Origin of the sequence: Flavobacterium hibisci (assembly GCF_020026925.1) — a bacterium.
In the GTDB taxonomy this organism is placed as follows: Bacteria; Bacteroidota; Bacteroidia; order Flavobacteriales; family Flavobacteriaceae; genus Flavobacterium; species Flavobacterium hibisci.
The window spans coordinates 76,238-100,455 of record NZ_JAIQDW010000007.1 but is presented as its reverse complement, the minus strand read 5'-3'; the positions used below and the strand labels follow the sequence as shown (position 1 = coordinate 100,455).

Annotated in this window: 23 protein-coding genes; 8 read left to right on the top strand and 15 right to left on the bottom strand. The window is 33.7% G+C overall.

The window, feature by feature from the left end; translation table 11 throughout:
- Positions 1–119: 119 nt before the first annotated feature.
- A complete protein-coding gene (locus K8B81_RS09255; RefSeq protein WP_223681132.1) occupies positions 120–1,154 on the top strand; it encodes a quinone-dependent dihydroorotate dehydrogenase in 1,035 nt (344 codons plus the stop codon).
- Here the strand turns inward: K8B81_RS09255 and K8B81_RS09250 are convergent.
- Positions 1,140–1,856 carry a DUF3307 domain-containing protein gene (locus tag K8B81_RS09250; RefSeq protein ID WP_223681130.1) on the bottom strand — a complete coding sequence of 239 codons (717 nt, stop codon included), beginning with the start codon at positions 1,854–1,856 and terminating at the stop codon, positions 1,140–1,142. The two genes, K8B81_RS09255 and K8B81_RS09250, sit on opposite strands and share 15 nt — an antisense overlap.
- The gene (locus K8B81_RS09245) at positions 1,853–2,467 is read right to left on the bottom strand and encodes a SatD family protein (RefSeq protein WP_223681127.1); all 615 of its coding nucleotides are present in this window, start codon (positions 2,465–2,467) and stop codon (positions 1,853–1,855) included. The genes K8B81_RS09250 and K8B81_RS09245 overlap by 4 nt, the downstream gene beginning before the upstream one ends.
- A 324-nt stretch (positions 2,468–2,791) precedes the next feature.
- On the opposite strand from K8B81_RS09245, the gene K8B81_RS09240 reads away from it, so the two are divergent.
- Together K8B81_RS09240 and guaB are read left to right on the top strand one after the other, a co-directional pair.
- A complete protein-coding gene (locus tag K8B81_RS09240) occupies positions 2,792–3,658 on the top strand; it encodes a hydroxymethylglutaryl-CoA lyase (RefSeq protein WP_223681124.1) in 867 nt (288 codons plus the stop codon).
- A 295-nt stretch (positions 3,659–3,953) separates the two neighbouring features.
- Positions 3,954–5,426 carry an IMP dehydrogenase gene (guaB, locus tag K8B81_RS09235; protein ID WP_223681122.1) on the top strand — a complete coding sequence of 491 codons (1,473 nt, stop codon included), beginning with the start codon at positions 3,954–3,956 and terminating at the stop codon, positions 5,424–5,426.
- Positions 5,427–5,486: 60 nt separating this feature from the next.
- Here guaB and K8B81_RS09230 read toward each other — a convergent pair whose 3' ends face one another.
- The 13 genes from K8B81_RS09230 to K8B81_RS09170 all read right to left on the bottom strand — a co-directional run bounded on the left by K8B81_RS09230 (position 5,487) and on the right by K8B81_RS09170 (position 19,252).
- Positions 5,487–5,987: a hypothetical protein gene (locus tag K8B81_RS09230; protein WP_223681120.1), complete on the bottom strand. Its 501-nt coding sequence runs from the start codon at positions 5,985–5,987 to the stop codon at positions 5,487–5,489.
- A 93-nt stretch (positions 5,988–6,080) separates the two neighbouring features.
- Positions 6,081–6,968: a L,D-transpeptidase gene (locus tag K8B81_RS09225; RefSeq protein WP_223681117.1), complete on the bottom strand. Its 888-nt coding sequence runs from the start codon at positions 6,966–6,968 to the stop codon at positions 6,081–6,083.
- A gap of 276 nt (positions 6,969–7,244) precedes the next feature.
- On the bottom strand, positions 7,245–7,829 hold the full coding sequence (locus K8B81_RS09220; RefSeq protein ID WP_223681115.1) for an NUDIX domain-containing protein: 585 nt from the start codon (positions 7,827–7,829) through the stop codon (positions 7,245–7,247).
- A 52-nt stretch (positions 7,830–7,881) separates the two neighbouring features.
- Complete coding sequence (locus K8B81_RS09215) at positions 7,882–9,153, bottom strand: adenylosuccinate synthase (protein WP_223681112.1); 1,272 nt, start codon at positions 9,151–9,153, stop codon at positions 7,882–7,884.
- 95 nt (positions 9,154–9,248) lie between these two features.
- On the bottom strand, positions 9,249–9,713 hold the full coding sequence (locus K8B81_RS09210) for a Fur family transcriptional regulator (protein WP_113677966.1): 465 nt from the start codon (positions 9,711–9,713) through the stop codon (positions 9,249–9,251).
- An 88-nt stretch (positions 9,714–9,801) separates the two neighbouring features.
- Entirely contained in the window at positions 9,802–12,021 is a 2,220-nt protein-coding gene (locus K8B81_RS09205; RefSeq protein ID WP_223681110.1) for a RelA/SpoT family protein, read from the bottom strand.
- A gap of 265 nt (positions 12,022–12,286) precedes the next feature.
- Positions 12,287–13,075 (bottom strand): TrmH family RNA methyltransferase, encoded by a 789-nt coding sequence (locus K8B81_RS09200; RefSeq protein ID WP_223681107.1) that lies wholly within the window; start codon positions 13,073–13,075, stop codon positions 12,287–12,289.
- Positions 13,076–13,162: 87 nt separating this feature from the next.
- Positions 13,163–13,744, bottom strand: coding sequence for a hypothetical protein (locus tag K8B81_RS09195; RefSeq protein ID WP_223681105.1), 582 nt, complete (start codon positions 13,742–13,744; stop codon positions 13,163–13,165).
- A gap of 32 nt (positions 13,745–13,776) precedes the next feature.
- Positions 13,777–15,108, bottom strand: a complete 1,332-nt coding sequence (locus K8B81_RS09190) for a DUF58 domain-containing protein (protein WP_223681103.1) — start codon at positions 15,106–15,108, stop codon at positions 13,777–13,779.
- A gap of 122 nt (positions 15,109–15,230) precedes the next feature.
- Entirely contained in the window at positions 15,231–16,244 is a 1,014-nt protein-coding gene (locus K8B81_RS09185; protein ID WP_223681101.1) for an AAA family ATPase, read from the bottom strand.
- A gap of 40 nt (positions 16,245–16,284) precedes the next feature.
- Complete coding sequence (locus K8B81_RS09180) at positions 16,285–17,493, bottom strand: DUF4350 domain-containing protein (protein ID WP_223681099.1); 1,209 nt, start codon at positions 17,491–17,493, stop codon at positions 16,285–16,287.
- On the bottom strand, positions 17,486–18,259 hold the full coding sequence (locus K8B81_RS09175) for a DUF4129 domain-containing protein (protein WP_223681097.1): 774 nt from the start codon (positions 18,257–18,259) through the stop codon (positions 17,486–17,488). Before K8B81_RS09175 ends, K8B81_RS09180 begins: the two co-directional genes overlap by 8 nt.
- 12 nt (positions 18,260–18,271) lie before the next feature.
- Complete coding sequence (locus tag K8B81_RS09170) at positions 18,272–19,252, bottom strand: stage II sporulation protein M (protein WP_223681095.1); 981 nt, start codon at positions 19,250–19,252, stop codon at positions 18,272–18,274.
- A 20-nt stretch (positions 19,253–19,272) separates the two neighbouring features.
- On the opposite strand from K8B81_RS09170, the gene K8B81_RS09165 reads away from it, so the two are divergent.
- The 5 genes from K8B81_RS09165 (at position 19,273) to K8B81_RS09145 (ending at position 24,179) form a co-directional block, all read left to right on the top strand.
- A complete protein-coding gene (locus K8B81_RS09165) occupies positions 19,273–20,019 on the top strand; it encodes an RDD family protein (RefSeq protein WP_223681093.1) in 747 nt (248 codons plus the stop codon).
- Positions 20,020–20,139: 120 nt separating this feature from the next.
- A complete protein-coding gene (locus K8B81_RS09160; protein ID WP_223681233.1) occupies positions 20,140–20,742 on the top strand; it encodes a trimeric intracellular cation channel family protein in 603 nt (200 codons plus the stop codon).
- 8 nt (positions 20,743–20,750) lie between these two features.
- Complete coding sequence (locus tag K8B81_RS09155) at positions 20,751–21,728, top strand: GNAT family N-acetyltransferase (RefSeq protein WP_223681090.1); 978 nt, start codon at positions 20,751–20,753, stop codon at positions 21,726–21,728.
- Positions 21,725–22,846, top strand: coding sequence for a DegT/DnrJ/EryC1/StrS family aminotransferase (locus K8B81_RS09150; protein ID WP_223681088.1), 1,122 nt, complete (start codon positions 21,725–21,727; stop codon positions 22,844–22,846). Before K8B81_RS09155 ends, K8B81_RS09150 begins: the two co-directional genes overlap by 4 nt.
- 1 nt (position 22,847) lies before the next feature.
- Positions 22,848–24,179: a CDP-glycerol glycerophosphotransferase family protein gene (locus K8B81_RS09145; protein ID WP_223681086.1), complete on the top strand. Its 1,332-nt coding sequence runs from the start codon at positions 22,848–22,850 to the stop codon at positions 24,177–24,179.
- Positions 24,180–24,218: the final 39 nt, after the last annotated feature.

The following is a 24,218-nucleotide window of genomic DNA, read 5'->3' as shown; positions in this document are numbered from 1 at the left end:
GGGTTAATATTTATTTCTTTTTTAAATATCAAACAATACAAATTATATGTGTTTAGAAAAATACACATTTTTAAAGTTTAATATTTAAATTTGCATCCAAAAAATAACACCGCACTTTTATGTATAAATTGATAATCCGCCCGATACTTTTTTGTTTTGATCCCGAAGAAGTTCATTACTTTACTTTTTCATTTGTAAAATTCATTTCAAAGATTCCGGGAGTTTCATCAATTATCAAATCAATTTACGAAGTAAAAGATTCCAGATTGGAAAGAGAAGTTTTCGGAATTAAATTCAAAAATCCAGTTGGACTTGCCGCGGGATTCGATAAAGATGCCAAGCTTTATAAAGAACTTGGGGATTTCGGTTTTGGTTTTATCGAAATTGGAACCGTAACGCCGGTTGGGCAGGAAGGAAATCCAAAAAAACGTTTATTCCGATTAAAAGAAGACCAGGCAATTATAAACAGAATGGGATTCAATAATGGCGGGGTTCTGGAAGCTGTTGAACGTTTGAAAAAGAATACGGGAGTTTTGATTGGAGGAAACATCGGAAAAAATAAAGTGACCGATAATGAAGATGCTGTTAAGGATTATATCATTTGTTTTGATGCACTTTTTAATCACGTAGATTATTTCGTAGTGAATGTGAGTTCACCCAATACCCCAAATTTAAGGGCTTTACAAGATAAAGAACCTTTAACCGCTTTGCTTCAAACCTTGCAGGACAGAAATGTAGAAAAGCAAAAAGTAAGTACTCAAAAAGTAAAACCAATTCTTTTAAAAATTGCTCCAGACTTAACAGATGAGCAATTATTGGATATTATTGATATTGTAAAAACAACTCAGATTGCGGGTGTAATTGCAACAAATACGACAATTTCAAGAGAAGGTTTGCAATCTGCCAATCAAACTGAAATGGGAGGTTTGTCAGGCAAACCACTTACAAAACGTTCTACAGAAGTAATTCGTTTCCTTTCTGAAAAAAGCAATAAAGCTTTCCCGATTATTGGAGTTGGAGGAATTCATTCTGCCGATGATGCTATAGAAAAATTACATGCAGGTGCCAGTTTAGTGCAATTGTACACAGGCTTTATTTATGAAGGTCCGGCGTTGATAAAAGCAATCAACAAAAAGGTTTTACAACAGTTGTAATAGAAGCGACTGCATAATTAAACCAATTAGTATTGCAATTCCAAAACTTATCAGGGTTCCAATCATTACGTATTCTGTAAGTTTCCGGTCTTTGGCTTCTTTTAAATCACCGAACCTGAAAATGGATTTGGCTGCCAGTAAAAATCCGATGGCCTCAAAATGCCCGGTCAAAATAAAGCAAACTACAAATAGACGTTCCAGAATGCCAATGTAATTTCCTGCATTGGCAAGCGAATTGTCCTCATGGCTGTTTTGACTTTCCGGGCTCCAGATTGAAATAATGGTTTTTATGAAAATGGAAGTGGGCTTGGTTACTAATATAATTCCGGTTATAAGAATCCAGAATCGATTATCAATCCCTGTAAGTATTAATTTGTCGTTTTGATAAAGAAGCACAACGCCGATTAGAATTAATAGATGTGCTATTTGATCAATAACAAACCAGGTACGTTTGGTTTCCTTTTTCTGAAAACTCAATTTAATCAGATCTACTATTCCGTGCGTAACGGCAATCAAAACAGCATACGGTATAAAACTTATTTCTCCTATTAGTATTACGGCTAAGAATCCGTGAAGCAAAATATGAAGGTATAAATAAATGCTTTTATGCTTATTCGCTTCTTTATGTATTACCCATGAATTCGGCTGCCAGATAAAATCGCCTAACAAATGTGCTAAAAGCAGTTTTATAAATAAAATCATAATGCTGTAAGTTGTTTTATTTGTTTTCTAAAATAGCGGTCTAAATTCATAACCAAATCAAACTGGGCACGTTTTTGTCTTCTGCTCACAGCAGCCTGATTAATACCTAATTTTTGTCCTAATTCTTCCTGTGACAAATTTGGGTTTTCTATTGCCACAGCTACAAATTCAGCTGATTGTACCAGCCAGCTATCCATGAAAGTTAATGCCAGCTGTATCATAAGATTCAGTTTTTCATCCATTTCATCATCACCTGTTCGCATGGCTAAAGTGACTTTTTGTTTTTTTAAAGTTTCAAAAAGTTCTCCTGAATTTATAAAAGCCGATCCATTACTTTCGGATATTTTTTCGGCATTATGGGTTTTATTACCAAAACCAATGCTCATTCGGGCATCAGATTTTATCGCTCTTAAATGGGTCTTTATTAAAATAGCAGTTAATAAAGCTTCTTCCGGATTTTTTACTTCAATTTGAAATTCATCTCCCCTGTAAACTTCCCATTGACTCGGTGTTTCGCCAAATGGGGCTAAGATTTTTTTTAAGTCTTCAACCCAGTGTTCAGATTTCTGTTGTCTGGAACCTATTATATCACCTGTAATTATACTAGTCATAATCAAATATAATTAAAAAATTATAATTTTTCTATTACAAATATAAGTATTGTTTTTAATTATTACGTTTTTTGGTAATAAATAGTTTTATTACGTTTTTTGGTAATATTGTGTGTTATTACGGATTTAGGTATTATATTAAAAACATTTACCATTTTGAATAATAGTTTAGTGTTTAATGAATTAAAAGCGATGAATTTGATTTTGTTTCTGATAAGATAAAGGACTTATATTAATTGTATTCCTCAAAAAATAATTCAGCGAAGAGTTAATTTTTATTTCTTTAAAAAACAAACTAACTTAGCCTTTACAAAAGAATAAGTTTTGAATAAAGAAATCAAAATCATTGAATGTCCACGCGATGCCATGCAAGGTATCAAAACCTTTATTCCAGTTAAAAATAAGGTTTCCTACATACAAGCTTTATTGAGGGTAGGTTTTGATACGATAGATTTTGGAAGTTTTGTATCGCCCAAAGCCATTCCGCAAATGCAGGATACAGCAGAGGTTTTATCACAACTTGATTTATCTCAGACAACAAGTAAACTTTTGTCGATTATAGCGAATACGCAAGGTGCGGAAACAGCCTCAGGATATGAAGCTATTCAATATTTAGGGTTTCCTTTTTCGATTTCTGAAAACTTCCAAATGCGAAATACGCATAAAACCATTTCACAGTCTTTGGTTACTCTCGAAGAGATTCTTGAAATCGCAGACAAAAAAAATAAAGAAGTTGTAACCTATCTTTCTATGGGTTTTGGAAATCCTTATGGAGACCCCTGGAATGTTGAAATCGTAGGAGAGTGGACAGAAAAATTAGCTAAAATGGGGGTGAAAATCCTGTCGCTTTCAGATACCGTTGGAAGCTCAACGCCGGAAGTGATTACTTATCTTTTTTCACATTTAATCCCGAAGTACCCTCAAATAGAGTTTGGTGCACACCTGCATACAACGCCAGGCAGCTGGTTCGAAAAAATAGATGCTGCACACAAAGCAGGCTGTACGCGTTTTGACGGTGCTATTCAGGGATTTGGCGGATGCCCGATGGCAACGGATAAACTTACCGGAAATATGCCAACTGAAAAACTTATTTCTTATTTTACAGCCAATAAAAAAATTACCGGTTTAAATTCCTTAAGTTTTGAAAGTGCCTATAACGAAGCTTCAAAGTTATTTGGTAAATTCCATTAAATAGTATTTTATTCCCAATAATCTATTAGAAGATTAAATTTTTTACTTTAGAATTTTACCTGACATAGAAATTTTGCTATTGAAATTTCAAATTTATCAAGCAGCTATTCCGGCTCTCCATTACAAGCACTCGGGAAAAAATGTGTTTCTACTTTTCGTGGCTTTTCATTTTGATCCGGGCTGAGGTATCAGAACAGCGATTTCTTTTAGAGTCAAAAAAAAATCTGAATAAGTTAATGAACAAGTTTCTAATTTTTTCACTATATTTGCACGCAATTCAACTAGAAATTGCAACATGATAGCACACAACTCTAAGATCATCGGCGAAGGTTTAACTTACGATGATGTACTATTAGTACCAAACTACTCTAATGTGCTTCCACGCGAAGTGAGTATCAAATCAAAATTTTCAAGAAATATCACATTAAACGTTCCAATCGTATCTGCTGCTATGGATACAGTGACTGAAAGTGCAATGGCAATCGCTATGGCGCAGGAGGGCGGAATTGGAGTTTTGCATAAAAATATGACCATTGAGCAGCAAGCTGCTAAGGTTAGAAAAGTGAAGCGTGCTGAGGCAGGAATGATCTTAGACCCGGTAACATTGCCAATGAATTCAACAATTGCAGATGCAAAAGCTGCCATGAAAGAATTCGGAATTGGAGGTATTCCAATCGTTGATGAAAACAGAATCCTAAAAGGAATCGTTACCAACCGCGACTTGCGTTTCGAAAAAAACAGCTCAAGACCTATCGAAGAGGTTATGACAAGTACTAATCTTGTTACTGTTGCCGAAGGTACTTCATTAGAACAGGCTGAGGTTGTTTTGCAGGGGCATAAAATCGAAAAATTGCCGGTTGTAAATGCTAAAAACGAATTAGTGGGTTTAATTACCTTTAGAGATATAACAAAACTGACGCAAAAGCCAATTGCAAATAAGGATACATTTGGTCGGTTGAGAGTTGCTGCTGCCATTGGAGTTACGGGTGATGCTGTAGAAAGAGCAGGAGCATTAGTTGCAGCTGGTGTAGATGCTATCATTATTGATACAGCTCACGGACATACCGAAGGTGTCGTAAACGTATTAAAAGAAGTAAAATCAAAATTCCCGCAAATAGATGTTATTGTTGGAAACATTGCAACTCCCGAAGCAGCTAAATATTTAGTAGAAAATGGTGCAGATGGTGTAAAAGTAGGAATCGGACCTGGTTCTATTTGTACAACCCGTATTGTTGCAGGTGTTGGTTTCCCACAGTTTTCAGCAGTTCTTGAAGTAGCTGCCGCTATTAAAGGAACTGGAGTTCCGGTTATTGCAGATGGTGGAATCCGTTATACAGGAGATATTCCTAAAGCTATCGCTGCCGGTGCTGACTGTGTAATGTTAGGATCATTACTGGCAGGGACAAAAGAATCTCCGGGAGAAACAATCATTTTTGAAGGAAGAAAATTCAAATCATACCGCGGAATGGGTTCTGTTGAAGCGATGCAAACGGGATCTAAAGACCGATATTTCCAGGATGTTGAAGATGATGTTAAAAAATTAGTTCCTGAAGGAATTGTAGGTCGTGTTCCGTACAAAGGAGAATTAAACGAAAGTATGCTCCAGTTTATTGGAGGTCTTCGTGCCGGAATGGGATACTGCGGTTCTAAAGATATTCCGACTTTACAGGAATCTGGACGTTTTGTCAGAATCACTTCAAGCGGGATTAATGAAAGTCATCCACACAACGTAACCATTACAAAAGAAGCTCCAAATTATTCCAGATAATTTAGTTTTTATGATATAAAAAAGGCGTAAGATTTTCAATTTTCTTACGCCTTGTTTTATTTAGTTAATAATTGAAATCCCATTATTAAGTTCGTCAATGATATTCTGATTTTGTTCTATCGCTTCTGCCTGAGCTCCATACTGCATTTGTATAGAACCACCTTTTCCGTTATAAATGAAGCCCTGATATTTATATAATATGTCATTGTAATCTAATTCACATTCAAAGTAATTTACCATTAAATCATTTATCTTCTTTTTAGAGATCTTAAGATTTTTGATTTTACCAAATTCTTTATATTCATCCTCAATAGTACTTTTTAGCTTTTTATCTGTAATGAAATAATCATATTCGATAAAATAGACATTCACCAAATTGTATTTGTCATGAAATTCTACATCCCAATCTGACGATTCTGTTCGGACCCAATTTTCGGGATTGTATTTAATTTCATAAATTCCTTTTCGGCTGATGTAAGAATCTAATTTTGAGTTTTTTTTACTCTGTCCCATTGTAAAAAGGCAGGACAGCAGGAATAGTAGAATTAATTTTTTTAACATTAAATATTTATTTTAATTTCATTTCAAGGCTCCGTTTCAAAGAGAATTGTTCTACGAAAATAATAAATTAATAGCGATATATTTAGAAAAAATCTACAGCGAAGCCGTATTTTTTTCCGTTTCTCTTAAAGTTTGATTTTCTAAAATTTGCTGAATAAAAGGTTTTGTCTGCTTTTCAATTTCAGCTTCAGAAATATTTAACGCTTTAGGATCAGTTGTTAACTGAAACCATGGTTTAGATCCGTCAAAATCATAACTTCCAAAAACAATTACAGGAGTTCCTTTCACTTTTACGTTCTCTTTGTCTTTCAATATCCATTCATCTGCGAATTTATAAAGATATTTAGCGTCTTTTTCTAATAAACGCAAACAGGAATGTGAAGCAGGATATCCAGGCAATTCATACTGATGAAAACCAACTCCCAGTTTGTTTTCAATGTTGAAATTCCATTTAAGTTCCCATTCGTCATTAAAAGTACTGGTTGTTTTTTCTGCTTTCCAGTTGGTAAAAAACAAACCTGTAGGAGTTTGGTCTGCCTTTCTTCCCATGTTAGTTGGGCCTGTTCGAACTAATTCACCATTTTCATAAGCAGCAAAAGTTTGCGTGGGATAAGAGAAGATAATGATTTTTGAAACACCCTCTAAGGCATTTACATGTAAAGGAAATGGAAGGTAATAAACCAAATCACCACTGAAATCTGATGGAACGATAAGTGAATCCAGTTTTTTAAGGTTTGCTTTATCAGTTCTGTTCAGAGCATAGATAATATTCATTTTAACACTGTCGGCTTCATTGGCTTTCAGCCATTCTTTAGATTTGGTAAACTGATAGGAAACAGTTGATTCTGGTTTTTTATATTCAACAGTTTTCTTAGATTTTTTATTTTCAGCTATCGTAATAGTGTCGCTTTTTTTGCATGAAACCATTAAAGCTAAAATCAGTAAAAGTAGTGCATTTGCGATGTAATATAACTTCTTCATAATATTGGTGTTTTTGATTATGGTAAAGTTCTATTTTTTAGCCGCAGCTGACGTTATAGAATTTTTATGATTATTTATTGGATTTTCATTATGAACTTAGAATGCGTATTAGTCAGTCAGTGTCTATGATGGGATGTTTATAAATATTAAAAAAAGCAATCCTACTTCATCATTATAAAATGAATAGGACTGCTTTTGTATAAGTTTTCAAGTTTTTAAATGATTTTATTTAGTTTACGTTTGATGAAATTATTAAAAACTAAACAAAAAAAAATCTTAAATCAACTCTTTTATTTTAGCATATTGCAGCAGCATAATAGTTTTGGCATCAGTAATCTCTCCAGACTCAATCATTGTATAAGCTTCATCAAAAGTAAATTCTAAGACTTCTATGTTTTCCTGTTCAGCATCCAGTCCGCCACCTTCACTTACTTTCATACTTTCATTGTACTCGCCGACAAAAAGGTATAAAATTTCTGTTACAGATCCCGGGGACATATACGTTTCAATAACTTTTTGAACTTTGCTTAAACGATAGCCTGTTTCTTCCTCTGTTTCACGAATTATGGCTTCTTCAGCATTGTCTTTATCTAAAAGTCCTGCACAGACCTCAATCATCATTCCGGTTTTATTTCCGTTAAGATAAGTTGGCAAGCGAAACTGTCTTGTAAGGATAACTGTTTTTTTAGATGAGTTGTACAACAATATTCCAGCCCCATTACCTCGGTCGTATACTTCACGAATGTGTGATTCTACAGGCTGATTTTCTTTTTTATAATTAAAAGTAACCTTGTTTAATACATACCAGTTGTCAGATAATAATTTGGTTTCTGTTACTTCTATTTCCGGATTTTTTCTCATAATTTCTATATCAAAAAAAAAACGCTCTGATTATCAGAGCGTTTAAAGTGTATTATTTTGTTATTGTTTGTTTTCTGTCTGGTCCAACTGATACAATTTTGATTGGCACTTCGATTTCTTTTTCAATAAACTCAATATATTCTTTTAGCTCAATTGGTAATTGATCATAAGTAGTCAATCCTGTTAAATCTTGTTTCCAGCCTTTAAATTCTTTATAAACCGGAGTCACATTTTCTGGTTCGATGTTGTACGGGAAGTGAGAAATATTTTGTCCTTTGTAGTTGTATTCTGTACAAACTTTTAAAGTTTCGAATCCTGAAAGAACGTCACCTTTCATCATCATTAATTGCGTAACTCCATTTACCTGTACAGCATATTTCAAAGCTACTAAGTCTAACCATCCGCAACGTCTTTGTCTTCCGGTTACAGAACCAAATTCGTTACCCACTCTTGCCATTGTAGCGCCCACTTCGTCAAAAAGTTCAGTTGGGAAAGGCCCGCTGCCTACACGTGTAACGTAAGCTTTGAAAATTCCGTAAACCTCTTTGATTTTGTTAGGAGCAATTCCTAAACCTGTACAAGCTCCGGCAGCAGTAGTATTAGAAGAGGTCACGAAAGGATAAGTTCCGAAATCAACATCTAATAAAGATCCCTGAGCACCTTCGCAAAGAATAGATTTTCCTGCTTTTTGAGCCTGGTGCATGTATTCTTCACTGTCAATGAAATCTAATTTCTTTAATTCTTCAATAGCTTCAAAGAATTCTTTTTCTAATTCAGCTAAATTATATTGAATAGCAACATCATAAAAAGCAATCATTGCCTCATGTTTGTCCGCTAAAGCTCTGTAACGCTCTTTGAAATCTTCTAATTCAATATCTCCAACACGCAAACCGTTTCTACCGGTTTTGTCCATGTAAGTTGGTCCAATTCCTTTAAGAGTAGAACCAATTTTTGCTTTTCCTTTTGAAGCTTCAGAAGCTGCATCAAGCAAACGGTGAGTTGGTAAAATTAAGTGTGCTTTTCTTGAAATGATCAATTTGCTTTTGATATCAAGGTTGAATTTCTCTAAACCTTCAATTTCTTTTTGGAAAACTACTGGATCAATAACAACCCCATTTCCGATGATATTTACTGAATTTTTATGAAAAATTCCGGAAGGAATGGTTCTAAGCACGTGTTTAATTCCGTCAAATTCTAATGTATGTCCTGCATTTGGTCCTCCCTGAAAACGTGCAATAATATCATAATTTGAGGTAAGTACGTCAACAATTTTTCCTTTACCTTCGTCTCCCCATTGTAATCCTAGTAATAAATCTACGGTCATTCTGTTTTTAATTTGCGTTGGGACAATCTAAGCTGTCCTACTGATTATGTAGTTAATTTTTCTTTTTTTTTAGTTTTTTGAAAAGTCTTAACAGACTATGAATTTGAACTCTGCTTTTTGTTTCCGTAGAAATAAAGTGAGTGATTCGTTATTTCAATATCAAATATTTCTTCGATTGTTTTTTTGATGGTCTGGATTCTTGGATCACAAAATTCAATTACCTCACCCGAATCAGTCATGATAATGTGATCGTGCTGTTTGTCAAAATATGATTTTTCGTAGTAAGCCTGATTTTGCCCAAATTGATGTTTTCTCACCAATGCGCAGTCTAACAATAACTCAATCGTGTTGTATAATGTAGCTCTGCTCACACGATAGTTTTTGTTTTTCATTTTGATATATAGGTTTTCTATATCAAAATGTTCCTCGCTGTCGTAAATTTCCTGAAGTATAGCATAACGCTCAGGAGTTTTGCGATGCCCTTTTTGTTCAAGATACATTGTAAAAACATTTTTTACAATTTCTTGATTTCTAGTGTTGTCAGTTGAAATGAGTGTCATATCCGGCAAAGATAATTTTTTATTTTTAATCAATAAAAGTTTCGGGTTTAAAGTTTCGTTATAAAACCCCTATAGACTCGTTAAAAAGTTAGGTTCTGTATTCTCTGGTCACTTTGTCAACACCATCGATTTTTTTAATAGCACTAATCATTTTTTTCAGTATAGTATTGTTTTTTACAATTACAGCCACCTGTCCATGGAAAATTCCGGCGTCTGTGCTAAGCGAAATACTCTGAATATTTACGCTCATATTGTTGGAAATTACTTTTGTAAGCTGATTGGTAAGTCCCAAAACATCCATTCCTGTTATATTGATAATGGCTTTGAATTCTTCCTGAGAAGAGTCAATCCATTTGGCGCTCATGATGCGATACGCATAATTTGACTGCATTCCAATGGCATTTGGACAATCTTTTTTATGTACTTTGATTCCTTCGTTTATCGTAACAAATCCAAAAACATCATCACCCGGAATTGGATTGCAGCATTGTGATAGTTTATAATCCAGCTTGTCATGCTCAGTTCCAAAAACCAGCATGTCGTAATTGCTGCTGATTACCGGTTTATGGATATCTTCTGCAGCAGTATCTTTCGTTCTTTTGATTTTGTTTTTAAAGAAATTGATAAAAGTATTGCTCTTTTGCGCTGCATAATCTTTTAACTGCTGATTTTCGATAGCGCCAATTCCAACTCGATAAAATAAATCTAAACTCGTTTTTAATTTAAAAAAGTTAACTAATTCGTTTGTAACCTGCTCGTTAAGCGTTACTTTTAAATGTCTTAATTTTCGGGTAAGTAATTCTTTTCCTTCCTCGGCAATTTTTTTAGTGTTCTCATTAAGAACATTTTTGATTTTGTTTTTGGCTCTTGAAGTCGTTACATAATCCAGCCAGTTTACCGTTGGTTTTTGATTAGGAGAAGTAATGACTTCAACCTGATCGCCGCTTTTTAATTCGTGGTTTAAGGGAACCAAACGTCCATTTACACGTGTTCCTCTGGTTTTAATTCCGATTTCAGAGTGGATGCTAAAAGCAAAATCAAGCGAAGTTGCGCCTTTTGGCAGTGATTTGATTTCTCCTTTTGGCGTAAAAACGAAGATTTCCTGTGAATAAAGATTCATTTTAAAATCTTCTACAAAATCAACCGCATTGGTTTCCGGGTTTTCTAAGGCTTCACGAAGCAGGTTCAGCCAGATGTCAAGGCCACTTTCTTCAGATGCACCGTTTTTGTATTTGTAATGTGCGGCATATCCTTTTTCGGCAATTTCATCCATTCTTTCACTTCGCACCTGTACTTCAACCCAACGGCCTTTAGGCCCCATAACGGTTATGTGCAAGGCTTCGTAACCCGTTGATTTAGGAGATGAAATCCAGTCACGTAAACGACTCGGGCTGGGTCTGTAATGATCTGTTACGATGGAATAGATTTTCCATGCAATAAATTTTTCTTCATGAGAATCACATTTATAGACAATTCGCAGTGCAAATTTGTCGTAAACTTCGTCAAAACTTACATTTTGGGCACGCATTTTACGGCGAATCGAATAAATAGATTTTGGTCGCCCTTTTATAATGTAGTCAATATTCTCGGCATCAAGCGATTTTTTCAAAACATCCGAAATGTCTTTGATGTAGGCGTCCTGTTCTTCTTTCGTTTCCCTTATCTTGCTTACGATATCCTCGTAAACAGCAGGTTCGGTATATTTTAAGCCTAAATCTTCAAGTTTGGTTTTTATATTATAAAGTCCTAAACGATGGGCTAGAGGAGCATAAATGTATAAAGTTTCAGAAGCGATTTTGGTCTGCTTGTATTCCACCATTGAATCCATGGTCTGCATGTTGTGCAAACGATCCGCCAATTTGATCAGGATAACCCGTACATCGTCGTTCAGGGTCAGGATCATTTTGCGGAAATTCTCTGCCTGCATTGAGGCATTCAAATCCTTTTGAACCATAGAAATCTTCGTTAGTCCTTCGACTAATTGCGCTACTTTTGGATTAAATAAACGCTCAATATCTTCAACCGTAATAGGAGTATCTTCGACAACATCATGCAATAAGGCCGCAGCAATAGAAGTGGCTCCCAGACCAATTTCGGAAGCTACAATTTTCGCAACTGCAATAGGATGAAAGATATACGCCTCGCCAGATTTACGTCTTTGTTCTTTATGCGCATCGACAGCCACGTCAAAGGCTTTTCGAATTAGTTTTTTATCGGTAGGTGTTAAAGTCTGGTAACTGATTCGAAGTAATTCTTTGTACTCTTGTGCAATTGCTTTGTTTTCTTTTTCAATATCTATTTCTGTCATAACGGCATGGTTCAATCCTTAAAAATATGAATTTGTTTAAATATACGCAAGGGAATGGGTTGCTGATTTTGGGTTTAAGATTGTTGAAATTTAACGCTCTTTTTGCGATAAAGTCTAATTGTTTTGAAATTATAAGGAGCTATTCCCGCTATTCATTACAATCTTTTTTGGCGAACCCCGCCAAAAAAGGATTTTCATTGCTATCGGGGCTAGGGAATTGGTTTTTATAAGGTAATACAATGTAATCTTAAATTTCAACCACAACCTAAAACCCTCTTTGTCTTTTAGCTTCAAAAATTAAAATAGCAGCAGCGACTGAAACATTCATGCTGTCAATTTCGCCCTGCATCGGGATAATAATATTTTGAGTTGCAGCATCGCGCCATTCCTGAGTTAGTCCTGTAGCTTCTGTACCTACAACCAAAGCGGTTGGAGTGGTGAAATTCTGGGTATGATAGGAGGTTGAATTTTGTAATGTGGCGCAATAAAAATTAATTTTTTTCTCTTTCAAAAAAGTAATGATTTCAGCGGTAGTTCCGGTTGCAATCTGATTGGTAAACAAACAGCCAACACTGGAACGAACAATATTCGGATTGTATAAATCACTTTTTGGATTGGCAATTAAAACAGCATCCAGATTGGCAGCATCAGCAGTACGCAAAAGGGCACCAATATTCCCTGGCTTTTCGGGAGCTTCGGCTACCAGAATTAATGGGTTTTCGGATAACTTTAAATCGGATAATTGCAGTGATTTGGTTTTGGCTACAGCCAGAATTCCTTCTGTAGTGTCTCGATAAGCCAGTTTTTGATAAACTTCTTTGTTGATTTCAATTAATTGAACTGATGATGAAACCAGTTTACTAATTTGATTTTCAGTAACCAGTTCCGGTAAAAATAAAATGGTTTCTATTTCGTAACCACCTTTTTGAGCTAATGAAATTTCGCGTAATCCTTCAATCAAAAATGTTCCGGTTTGTTTGCGGGCTTTTGCTTTTTCCTGCAATAAAACAAGCGATTTTATAAACGGATTTTGGACTGAAGTAATTTGTTTCATTGTTTGAGCGACTGAGTTTCTGAGGCGCTAAGGTACTGAGATTTTTTTGAAAGTGGCAAAATTTCAAAGACCTGGCGCAAAAGGATTTTAAGATTTTTCTTTTTCTTTTAACTCTAAATCTTTCTTATATAGTTTTTTTATTTCTTCTAATTCATATGATATTCTGCCTATATAAGTTTCTGGAGGATTGTGGTTAGTACCTCCTAAAAATTCCTTAATTTTTAAATCATATGTTTTTCTGTAAAATTTATTTGTAACATCACTGTATGAAACTTCAATACTAAAGTTTTCTTTCGATTTTTCATTAAAATTTTCAGATAAAGAGTCTATAAAATATCGGAATTTTTGTCTAGGATAAAAATTTGAGATTCCTTCCTCAAAAATTCCATGACTAATCAAATTATCATTATTCGTTTTGTAAAAATTATAATCATTTATTATTTTAAATTTAACATTACAAGCTGTGCCTAATCCGATATTTTCAATTGTTAAAAACATTAATGTTGGACTAGCTTCACCAAAATGTAAAAACATACTTATATCAGGAGTTATATACATTTTTCTCATTTGTATTGATTCGCGTATTATAAAAAATGTGCAAATTAGAGTTAATAGGGTTGATCCTGCAATAACCAAATTAATCCATTGATCAATAGTTAATTTTTCCATTTAAGAATAAATAGTATTTAGTGAATAAAAGTTTATAAAATTCCCCTAGACTTAATCTCCAGATACTTATTAATCGCATCCAAAGTCAGATTTTCAGGCTGTGTCAGAACCGAATGGATTCCGTATTTCTTCAGTTCATTAGCAATCAAACGTTTTTCGAACATGAATTTTTCGGCAATTACTTTGTCATAAACTTCCTGAATCGTATCGGTTTTTTTATTGATAATTTCGTTGAGTTCGGTATTGCTGAAGAATACGACAACCAATAAATGATTTTTTGCAATTCCTTTCAAATAAGGCAATTGGCGGTTTAGCCCGTCCATGGTTTCGAAATTGGTGTACAAAATAATCAGACTTCGCTGGTTGATATTTTTCTTGACATCTACATACAAACGGCTGTAATCGCTTTCAAAGAAATCTGTTTTGATGTTGTATAAGGTTTCCAGTATTTTTTGCATCTGCGAACCTCTTTTTTCGGCAAAAACTCTGTTTTCTACTTTTTTGGAAAAAGCAAAAATTCCGGCTTTGTCCTGCTTTTTCAGAATCACATTAGCCAAAACCAGAGTCGAATTAATAGCATAATCCAGTAAGCTTAATCCGTTAAAAGGCATTTGCATTACACGGCCTTTATCAATCGCTAAATAAACCGATTGTGATTTTTCGTCCTGAAACTGGTTGACCATCAGGCTGTTTTTCTTGGCAGTAGCTTTCCAGTTTAAAGTCCTTAGATCATCGCCCTGAACATATTCTTTGATTTGCTCAAACTCCATTGTGTGCCCAATACGGCGGATTTTCTTTATTCCGTATTGGAACAAATTATTTGAAAAAGCCAATAAATCGTATTTTCTAAGCTGAATATAGGATGGATAAGTTGGAACCATCTTGTCTTTATCGAAAGTAAATCTTCTGGAAATTAATTTCAAAGGAGAAGAAACGTAAATGTTTAAATTTCCAAAATAATATTCCCCTCGTTCTGTTGGGCGCAAATCGTATGAAACTTTATCCTGTGCTGATGCTTTAATAGTTCTCAGTATTTTAAAATCACGTACCTGAAACTGAAACGGAATTTCATCAATGATTTTGATTGAAACGGGAAAAGTATAATGGTTTTGGACCGAAATATTTACGGGATTCAAATCACCATTCGAAAGCTTTTCAGGCATTTCCCTTGAAGCTTCAATTCCGGTTCGTGCTACATACAAAAGCAGAACATCGAGTACCAGAAAAGTAATTAAAATCAGGACAAGAAACCAGATTCCGTTGTATATAACCGGAAAAATAAAAGCGCACACGAATAGTCCTATGATACCTAAAAGGACATAGAAAAAGAAGTTGTTAAGGTATAGGCTTTTTATGAATTTCACTTTTTTATTGTTTCAGGTTTAAAGTCTCATGTTTTCCTGCAAGGTTTTTTCCTGACCTTGTAGTTTAAAAATTATAGAATTAAGATACCTACAAGGTTTTAAAAACCTTGCAGGAATACAAGTTATCGCGGAATTTCAACTGTTTCAATGATCTGTTTGATGATTTCAGCACTTGTAATTCCTTCCATTTCACGCTCGGGAGCCACAATGACACGATGCTGTAAAACCGGAACAGCAGCTTCTTTAATATCTTCCGGAGTTACAAAATCGCGTCCGCGAATAGCAGCAAAACCTTTGGCCGCATTTAAAATCGCGATTGATGCACGAGGTGAAGCTCCTAAATATAAAAAGGCATTTTCACGTGTATTCACTACAATCCTTGCAATGTATTCCAGTAAATTTTGTTCTACCCTGATTTGTTTGATCAGCGCCTGATATCCTTTTATTTCTTCCGCAGAAAGAATAGTTTTAATCGCTTCTAATTTTCCATGATCCTGTAAAAGATGTTCTCTCTGAATGATCAGGATTTCTTCGTCAAGTTTTGGGTAATCAATCGAAATTTTGAATAAAAAACGGTCCAATTGTGCTTCAGGCAAACGATAAGTTCCTTCCTGTTCAATTGGGTTCTGTGTAGCAATAACCAAAAAAGGCGCTTCAAGCTGATAGGCTGAACCATCAATAGTAATCTGGCGTTCTTCCATTACTTCAAAAAGGGCGGCCTGAGTTTTGGCAGGTGCACGATTGATCTCGTCAATTAAAATCAGATTAGAAAAAATAGGCCCTTGCTTAAATTCAAATTCGGAACTTTTCAAATTAAAAATAGAAGTACCTAAAATATCTGAAGGCATTAAATCCGGTGTAAACTGAATTCGGCTAAAGCCAATATTTAGTGTTTTCGATAATAATTTGGCTGTAATAGTTTTGGCAACTCCGGGAACACCTTCCAGTAAAACGTGTCCGTTCGATAAAATAGCAACCAGTAATTGATCGATCATTTTGTGCTGGCCAACAATTACAGTTTCGATTTCTCTTTTGATGCTGTTAACATGATCTAAAAGAGGCGCTAAGTTTAGTCTTGTTTCAAAATTCACATTTTCGTTTGTGATTTCTGTTTCTGTTGTATTGATATCGTCCATGTTTGGTATGTTTTCTTTTGATGAATTTCAGTTAAAAATATTAATGTAAAACTTTTTCTATTGCATTATTGATTCGGATTAAATCTTCTTCAAGGCTTGCGTGATAGCTTTTTCGGTGTTCATTGATTAAAAATACAAGCTCCCGGATATCGTTTTCATCTTTTCGGGATTTATGATGCAGCTTTTTGATAAAATCATCATCTAATTTTGACGTATCCATCAAATATTCATTACGGATCCTTTCCAGAAAATAAATGATTTTTTTATCAATGATGTTATCATGATCACCTTCCTGATAATATAAATTCCCAATAGTTTTGGTAAAATCAACGGTTAAATTTGGTAATGGTTTTAGTATCGGGACTATCCTTTGTTTTCTTTTGGCATTAAAAAGGATAAATATCAATATTCCGATTAAAGATAAATATAAAGCCCATTTTAAAGCAGGCTGACTTAAAATGTACCGAAGCGGAGAACCTGAGATCGACTCGCTGTTTTGACCTTTTGTGTACCAAAAAACATCGCCTTTGGGCACGTAAGAAAGGACACTTTGAGCATATTGATAATGATCGTCTTTTAATAAATGGAAATTAGAAAAAGCGGCAGGCTGAGTATGTAAATAAAAATAGCCATTTACATACGGCACTTTAATAAAATTGATTCTTTTTTGATTTTCCTTATTCGCCTGATAACCTAAGACAGTGGTTTGTAAGGTATCAATTTTTGAAAAATAGTAGGAACCCATACCTTCAGTTAAATGAAACTTTTTGTTCCCTAAATTTTTATTAGCCAACCAAATTGAGGTACTGTCAGAATATTGAAAATCGGTTCTGAAGTCAATTTTTAAGCTGTCTAAAAGTGGTTGTGGGAACGTTTTCATGCTCAGAAAAGCGCTGTTTCCATGTGACACAAAATAAAAAAGTTCCGTCATTGACTGATCATCAATGGCAGCAAATTCTGTGATGTTAAAAAAAGTTCCCTTTATTTTATACGTTCCCACAACGGTATCCGGAACATATTTTGAATCGAGAAACTCATAAGGAGTTAAAGCGGAAACTCTTTCAATCTTTTGTTTTTTTAAAAGACCGTCAATTTCTTTATCGAAAACATACAATCCAAGCGGAATTTTATCATTCACAGAATAAGTCGGAGTCCAGTCAATTTTTTTAGGAGAATTGCCACCTGCTATTAAAATTAAGGCAAAAACCAAAACCAGAATAGCGATATAAATTTTAATCGATTTACCCATGGTTAAAGGTTTTTATTGCATTTTTAAAACGGTTTTCTGCTTTTTCGAACATTCTTTCGTCAATTTCAAATTCGCCATACCAAATATAATTATACACGTATGACAAATAGGTGAATTCGTCTTTATGAGCAGGGTTTTTAATTTCGTGTAAATAATCAGAATTGGTTTTTTCAATATCCCATTCGATGTAACGATTTTTGGCCATTACTTTTAACAACCATAAGTAATAGTATCGAATGGCAATTCTTTTTTCTCCTTTTTCAATAGATTCCTTAATGAGTTTTTCGAAATCCAGAAGGTGGATATTTTTTTCAATATCGGAGTAATGAACTACTTTTTGTTTCGCTTCCTTACTGAAAATCCATTTTCCTTCTTTTCCGATCAGAGCCTTTACAATCAGATAAATTACAAAAACGACAATTAATATGGCCAGTACTTTTAGTAAAATTGCTACAAAATTAAGTGATGCCTGCGGGTTTTTAAAAGTAAAAATTCCATTAAGAACGTCTGCCAGCCATTCTTTAAAATGATCCCACCAATTTTTTTCAGGTATTTTTTGTTCGTAAACAAAATCACTGTCGGTATATTTTTTTTTGAAATTTTTCTGAAATGTTTTAGACTCAATAGTATCTGAATCGACATAAATATCAGCCTCAGTATATTTTACTGATGCGACTTTTGGAGGCTCAGTTTTAACCAAAGTATCCTGCGCGCTCATATTATTGAAGCAAAAGAGAAAAGATAAAAGAAGTAAAATTCTATTCATTATTGGATATCGTTAATTCAATTTGGCTGATAGCTGTTGTGTTTTTTTGTGAACAATAAAAGGATAAACCAAATAATAAAAAGAGATAATACCCAATGTAAAAAGGATGATAAAACTGCTAAGCCAGTTGGGCATATCAATAGAGTATCGTGTTATAAAACCTTCCAGAAATCCGGCACTTATGGTAAAAGGAAATGTACTGAGAAAGATTTTGAAACTGTTTTTGAAACCTATTTTAAATGAATTTGCTCTCGAAAAAGTTTTAGGGAATAAAATAGAAGCTCCTAAGATGAATCCGGCAGCAGTTTCAATTACAATGGCAAAAATTTCCATAGCGCCATGAATCCAGATTCCCCGGACACTTTTCCAAAATACATTTTGTTCGAAAAAAAAGTATTGAAATGCGCCCAGCATAATGCCGTTTTGAGAGGAAATATAAAAAGTGCCAATTCCGCCAAAAAGTCCCCAAATATAGCATCTGGCTCCTACATAAAGGTTGTTCATGGTAATCCCAACAAAACTTCCCCAGTTGCTTCCTGAGCCGTAAACTGCCATTGGATTTCCCTTTTTGATGTTGTCCAAAGTCATGTTTACATAACCATCACCTAAAATTAAACGGACAAAATCATGGTCATACCTGGCTGAAATTACACCAATGGCAACGGTCGCAAAAAAGAGTACAAACGCATATAGCAAATACCTCCTGTAATCGTAAACCAGAAGCGGGATTTCAGTTTTAAAAAATTCAAAAAATCTGTTTTTTTCAGCTCGTTTGGTTTTGTAAATCTTTTGATAAATCTGTGATGCCAGATGATTTAAGTAAATTACGGTTTTACTTTTTGGATAATACGTTTGTGCATACGACAGATCATTCATCATTTGAATGTACAAATTAGCTAACTCATCAGGATTTTTTTTAGCTTTACCAAAAATAGCCAGTTCAAATTCCAGCCATTTTTCTTTATTTTGTTTTATGAATGCAACTTCTCTCATTGAAGGCTAAAATATAAAATATGTCAGAATTATCTATAAACACAACACAAAATGTTAAAATAAATTTCATAGCTGCTTCTGCAGGCGAGCGAATTGGTTCTTATTTTATCGATTTAGTTATCAAAATAGCCTATGGCATAGTGGTTTACCTGATTTTTTTCAATTGGCTCAATCTGGATCTTTTATTTAAAAATTTAGATCAATGGTCTGTTGGCACAATTCTTTTAGGGTTTTATTTTCCGGTTATGATTTATTCCCTTACTCTTGAAAGCATTTTTGAAGGACAAACGATAGGAAAAAAACTGAACAAAATAAAAGTGGTTAAAATTGACGGATATCAGGCAGGTTTTGGAGACTATCTGATGAGGTGGTTTTTTAGACTGATCGATATTTCAATTTTTAACGGAATTATAGCTTTGATTACGGTTGTTTCAAGCAAAAAAGGACAAAGACTGGGCGATATGGTAGCAGGAACTTCTGTAATTACGCTAAAAAATAAAATTAATATCAGCCATACCATTTTAGAAGAAATAGAAGAAACCTATGTGCCAACCTATCCTCTCGTTATTAAATTGTCAGACAATGACATGCGTATCATAAAAGAAACTTTTTTGAGGGCTGAAGCCAAAAATGATTATGAGATTATTTATAAATTAGTTTATAAAATTGAAAGTGTTACCGGAATCAAAAATCAGTCGATTGGAGATCCGGCCGGTTTTATCCGCACTGTTTTAAAAGATTATAATTTCTATACACAGAATATGTAGATAACAATGGCAAATATCAATTGCAATGTCAATATCAAAAGCTAATGTCAAGTATCAATTTTAATCAAAGAATAATTAATTTTTAAATTTTGTAATCTAAATCTGAGAACTTAAAAAATGCTGTTTCATCTTTTAGATATTATCGGTACAATGGCGTTTGCCATGTCAGGCGCTTTAACAGCTATGCATAAAAAACTGGATCCGTTTGGTGTTTTTATCATTGCCTTTGTTACAGCTGTAGGCGGCGGAACCCTTCGCGATGTTTTAATAGGAAGAACTCCTGTGACCTGGATGCTGGATTTAAAATATGTGTATGTAATTATTTTAGGGTTTATTTTGGCAATTCTTTTCAGGAAAAAATTTGATAAACTCCGTACCTCACTATTTTTATTTGACACCATCGGATTAGGTGTTTTTACCTTAATCGGACTTGAAAAAGGCATTACAATTGGTCTGCATCCGGTCATTTGTATTGCGTTAGGAACAATGACCGCTTGTTTTGGCGGGGTAATTCGGGATATTTTATGTACTGAAATCCCAACCATTTTCAGAAGGGAAATTTATGCCACGATTTGTATTTTTGGTGGAATTGTATTTTTTGCATTGCGAAGTTTAGATTTAGATAATGATATTTTATATTTAACGACTTCAGTTGTTATAATTTCGGTGCGTTTACTGGCTGTAAAATTCAAATGGTATCTACCGGCATTCGATCATAAATAAAAAAGAAATTGAATAAATATACCGTAAAAAAATATACCGAAAACGATTATAAAATATGGAATGACTTTATTGCTCAGGCCAAAAATGCCACGTTTCTTTTTCATCGGGATTTTATGGAATATCACAAAGATCGTTTTGAGGATTATTCCCTAATGGTTTTTGAAGGAGAAAAACTCGTTGCTGTTTTGCCGGCTAATATATCAGAAAAAATGCTGTATTCACATCAGGGACTGACTTATGGTGGGTTAGTTTACGATGATAAAATAAAGTTGACCTCAGTCCTGCAAATTTTTAAAAGTGTTTTATCTTTTTTAAATAATAATAAAGTTCATAAAATACAATTAAAATTAATTCCTTCTATTTATCATCAAAAGCCTGCTGAAGAATTAAATTACATCTTATTTTTATTAGAAGCTCAATTAATCAGAAGAGATACTCTGGCTGTTATTGATTTATCCAAATCCAATTCCCTGTCTAAAATTAGAAAAAGAGGCATTAGCACCGGAATAGAAAATGGTTTGGTTATTAAAGAAGTAGACGATTTTACTGATTTTTGGAACGAAATATTAATTCCAAATCTGGAACAAAAACATCAGGTGAGACCTGTACACAATTTAGAAGAAATAACCAGACTGAAAGCTTTATTTCCTGAACAAATCCGTCAGTTTAACGTTTATGAAAATGGATTTATAGTGGCTGGAACCACTATTTTTGAAAGTCAGACAGTGGCTCATAGTCAGTATATTTCTGGTAAAAAAGAAAAAAACGAACTGGGTGGACTTGATTTATTATTTTATAAATTAATTTCAGAAGTCTTTAAAAATAAGTGTTTCTTTGATTTTGGAATTTCCAATGAAGATCAGGGTAAAAAACTCAATGAAGGCTTGTCGTATTGGAAAGAAAGTTTTGGAGCAAATACTATTGTGCATGATTTTTATGAGGTAACAACTTCAAATTATAGTTTATTAAATGATGTTTTGATATGATTTCCTTTTTAGATTTAAAGAAAATAAACGAACCATATGAAACTGCTTTTCAGACAAAACTGAAATCGGTTTTAGAAAACGGCTGGTATATTTTGGGTAATGAAGTCACAGCATTTGAAAACAATTTTGCCAGCTATTGCGGAATAAAACATTGTATAGGGGTCGGAAATGGTTTAGATGCACTCGTTTTAATTTTTAAAGGATATATTCAGTTAGGGATACTACAAAAGGGAGATGAAGTGATTGTTCCCGCCAATACCTATATTGCCAGTATTTTGGCAATTTTAGAAGCGGATTTGATTCCGGTTTTGGTTGAGCCAAAATTAGAAACTTACAATATAAATCCGGATTTGATTTTAGAAAAAATCACTTCAAAAACCCGGGCTATTCTGGTGGTTCATCTTTATGGTCAATTGGCAGAAATGAATCAAATTAATACAATTGCTTATCAAAATAATTTATTAGTTATCGAAGATGCGGCCCAGGCACATGGAGCTGTTTTAGCCGAAAGCCGAAAGCCGAAAGCCGAAAGTAAAAAATCCGGAAACTTATCAAATACTGCAGCTTTTAGCTTTTATCCCGGAAAAAATTTAGGTGCTTTAGGAGATGGAGGCGCAATTACTACAAATGATGCACAATTGGCAAAAGTGCTTTATTCGCTTCGAAATTATGGTTCTCAAAAAAAATACCATAACGAATTTGTAGGCGTGAATTCACGATTAGATGAATTACAGGCAGCATTTTTAAATCTGAAATTGCCTAATTTAAATGAAGATAATCAAAAACGACGTGAAGTTGCCACACGTTATTTGACCGAAATAAAAAATAATAAAATAATTTTGCCATTTTGGGATTTCTCTCACAATCACGTCTTCCATTTGTTTGTTATTCGAACTGAAAACAGGAATGAATTGCAAAATTATTTGTCAGAAAACGGAATTCAGACTATGATTCACTACCCGATTCCGCCACACAAACAAAAAGCATTTTCAGAATGGAATAAGCAATCTTTTCCTATTACTGAAAAAATACACAATGAGGTTTTGAGTTTGCCTATGAGTCCGGTTTTGACAAATATTGAAGTGAGTTTTATTGTTGAAATTTTAAATCAATATTAAATTGGATTTTATAAAAAAACACGAATTAAAATTAAAAATTAAGAAATATGTGCCTGAAAAAATCTGGTTTTCACTTATTAAAGTATACGATTTTCTTAAACTTAGAAACCTTTATAGTTTATACTTAATTAAAAAAGCACCCAAAAGGCATAAAAAAGCACTTGAAATCTTAAGAAAAAAAGAGAATGTAAAGGTTGCTTTTTTTCTGACACATGAATCAGTCTGGAAATACGATGTACTTTTTGATTTAATGTTGCAACATCCAAGATTTGAACCTGTAATATTTGTTTGTCCGGTCGTAAATTATGGTAAGGAAAATATGCTTTTTGAAATGAATAAATCATACGAATCGTTTAAAAAAAAAGGATATGATATCATTAGGACTTATGATGTAGAAACAGAAAAATATTTAGATGTAAAAAAGAGTTTTGCACCCGATATTATATTTTATACAAGTCCATATGAAAGTTTGCAGGACTATAGGTTTTATATAAAAAATTTCGCTAAAACGTTGACCTGTTATGTACCTTATGGTATTCCGACTGTTAATTATGAATTTGCCTATAATTTAGATTTTCATAATCTGCTTTGGAAAATTTTTACAGAAACGGAGGTTCATCAAAAAATTGCATCTGAAAAACAAAGGAATAAAGGAATAAACAGGACTGTAACAGGTTATCCTGGGTTCGACTTACTTTTAATGAAAAAAAGCCAAAAGGATGTTTGGAAAAATAAAAACCCAGTTTTAAAAAAAATTATATGGTCACCACATCATTTAATGAATGAGTTAAGCAAAGTGTCTAATTTTTTAGAGTATTGCGATTTTTTTTTAGAATTAGCCATTAAGTATAAGGATAAATTGCAAATTGCATTTAATCCTCATCCTTTATTAAGAGTTAAATTAGAAAATGACCCGAATTGGGGAAAAGAAAAAACCAATAATTACTTTAATAAATGGGCAAATCTTGAGAATGGACAGTATGGAGATGGCTATTATATTGATCTTTTTTTAACATCAGATGCACTCATTCATGATAGTGTTTCGTTTATGTCAGAATATCTTATCACAGGGAAACCAGCACTTTTTATGATTAGAAATGAATCGATTATGAATTATTGGAGTGCTTTTGGAGAAAAAACATTAGCAGTCCATTATCAATCCAGAAACCAAAAACAAGTAATTGATTTTATTGAAAATGTGGTGCTGAAGGAAAATGACTGGATGAAAGAACAGCGTAATAATTTTGTGCAAAGTACTCTGATTCCAAAAAATAATCAAACAGCATCAGAAAATATATTAGAATATTTAGAAAATCAAATTTTCAATAATTAAAACAGTTTTTTTGCTTTATAATTTATTTAAACAAGTGAA

What these genes read in the sequence shown, in the direction of transcription:
- K8B81_RS09180 (WP_223681099.1), bottom strand. Translation starts at nt 17,493, where the DNA reads ATGGGTAAATCGATTAAAATTTATATCGCTATTCTGGTTTTGGTTTTT.
- K8B81_RS09170 (WP_223681095.1), bottom strand. Translation starts at nt 19,252, where the DNA reads ATGAGAGAAGTTGCATTCATAAAACAAAATAAAGAAAAATGGCTGGAA.
- K8B81_RS09220 (WP_223681115.1), bottom strand. Translation starts at nt 7,829, where the DNA reads ATGAGAAAAAATCCGGAAATAGAAGTAACAGAAACCAAATTATTATCT.
- K8B81_RS09230 (WP_223681120.1), bottom strand. Translation starts at nt 5,987, where the DNA reads ATGTTAAAAAAATTAATTCTACTATTCCTGCTGTCCTGCCTTTTTACA.
- K8B81_RS09215 (WP_223681112.1), bottom strand. Translation starts at nt 9,153, where the DNA reads ATGACCGTAGATTTATTACTAGGATTACAATGGGGAGACGAAGGTAAA.
- K8B81_RS09255 (WP_223681132.1), top strand. Translation starts at nt 120, where the DNA reads ATGTATAAATTGATAATCCGCCCGATACTTTTTTGTTTTGATCCCGAA.
- K8B81_RS09150 (WP_223681088.1), top strand. Translation starts at nt 21,725, where the DNA reads ATGATTTCCTTTTTAGATTTAAAGAAAATAAACGAACCATATGAAACT.
- K8B81_RS09195 (WP_223681105.1), bottom strand. Translation starts at nt 13,744, where the DNA reads ATGGAAAAATTAACTATTGATCAATGGATTAATTTGGTTATTGCAGGA.
- K8B81_RS09205 (WP_223681110.1), bottom strand. Translation starts at nt 12,021, where the DNA reads ATGACAGAAATAGATATTGAAAAAGAAAACAAAGCAATTGCACAAGAG.
- K8B81_RS09165 (WP_223681093.1), top strand. Translation starts at nt 19,273, where the DNA reads ATGTCAGAATTATCTATAAACACAACACAAAATGTTAAAATAAATTTC.
- K8B81_RS09185 (WP_223681101.1), bottom strand. Translation starts at nt 16,244, where the DNA reads ATGGACGATATCAATACAACAGAAACAGAAATCACAAACGAAAATGTG.
- K8B81_RS09175 (WP_223681097.1), bottom strand. Translation starts at nt 18,259, where the DNA reads ATGAATAGAATTTTACTTCTTTTATCTTTTCTCTTTTGCTTCAATAAT.
- K8B81_RS09225 (WP_223681117.1), bottom strand. Translation starts at nt 6,968, where the DNA reads ATGAAGAAGTTATATTACATCGCAAATGCACTACTTTTACTGATTTTA.
- K8B81_RS09250 (WP_223681130.1), bottom strand. Translation starts at nt 1,856, where the DNA reads ATGATTTTATTTATAAAACTGCTTTTAGCACATTTGTTAGGCGATTTT.
- K8B81_RS09245 (WP_223681127.1), bottom strand. Translation starts at nt 2,467, where the DNA reads ATGACTAGTATAATTACAGGTGATATAATAGGTTCCAGACAACAGAAA.
- K8B81_RS09200 (WP_223681107.1), bottom strand. Translation starts at nt 13,075, where the DNA reads ATGAAACAAATTACTTCAGTCCAAAATCCGTTTATAAAATCGCTTGTT.
- guaB (WP_223681122.1), top strand. Translation starts at nt 3,954, where the DNA reads ATGATAGCACACAACTCTAAGATCATCGGCGAAGGTTTAACTTACGAT.
- K8B81_RS09210 (WP_113677966.1), bottom strand. Translation starts at nt 9,713, where the DNA reads ATGACACTCATTTCAACTGACAACACTAGAAATCAAGAAATTGTAAAA.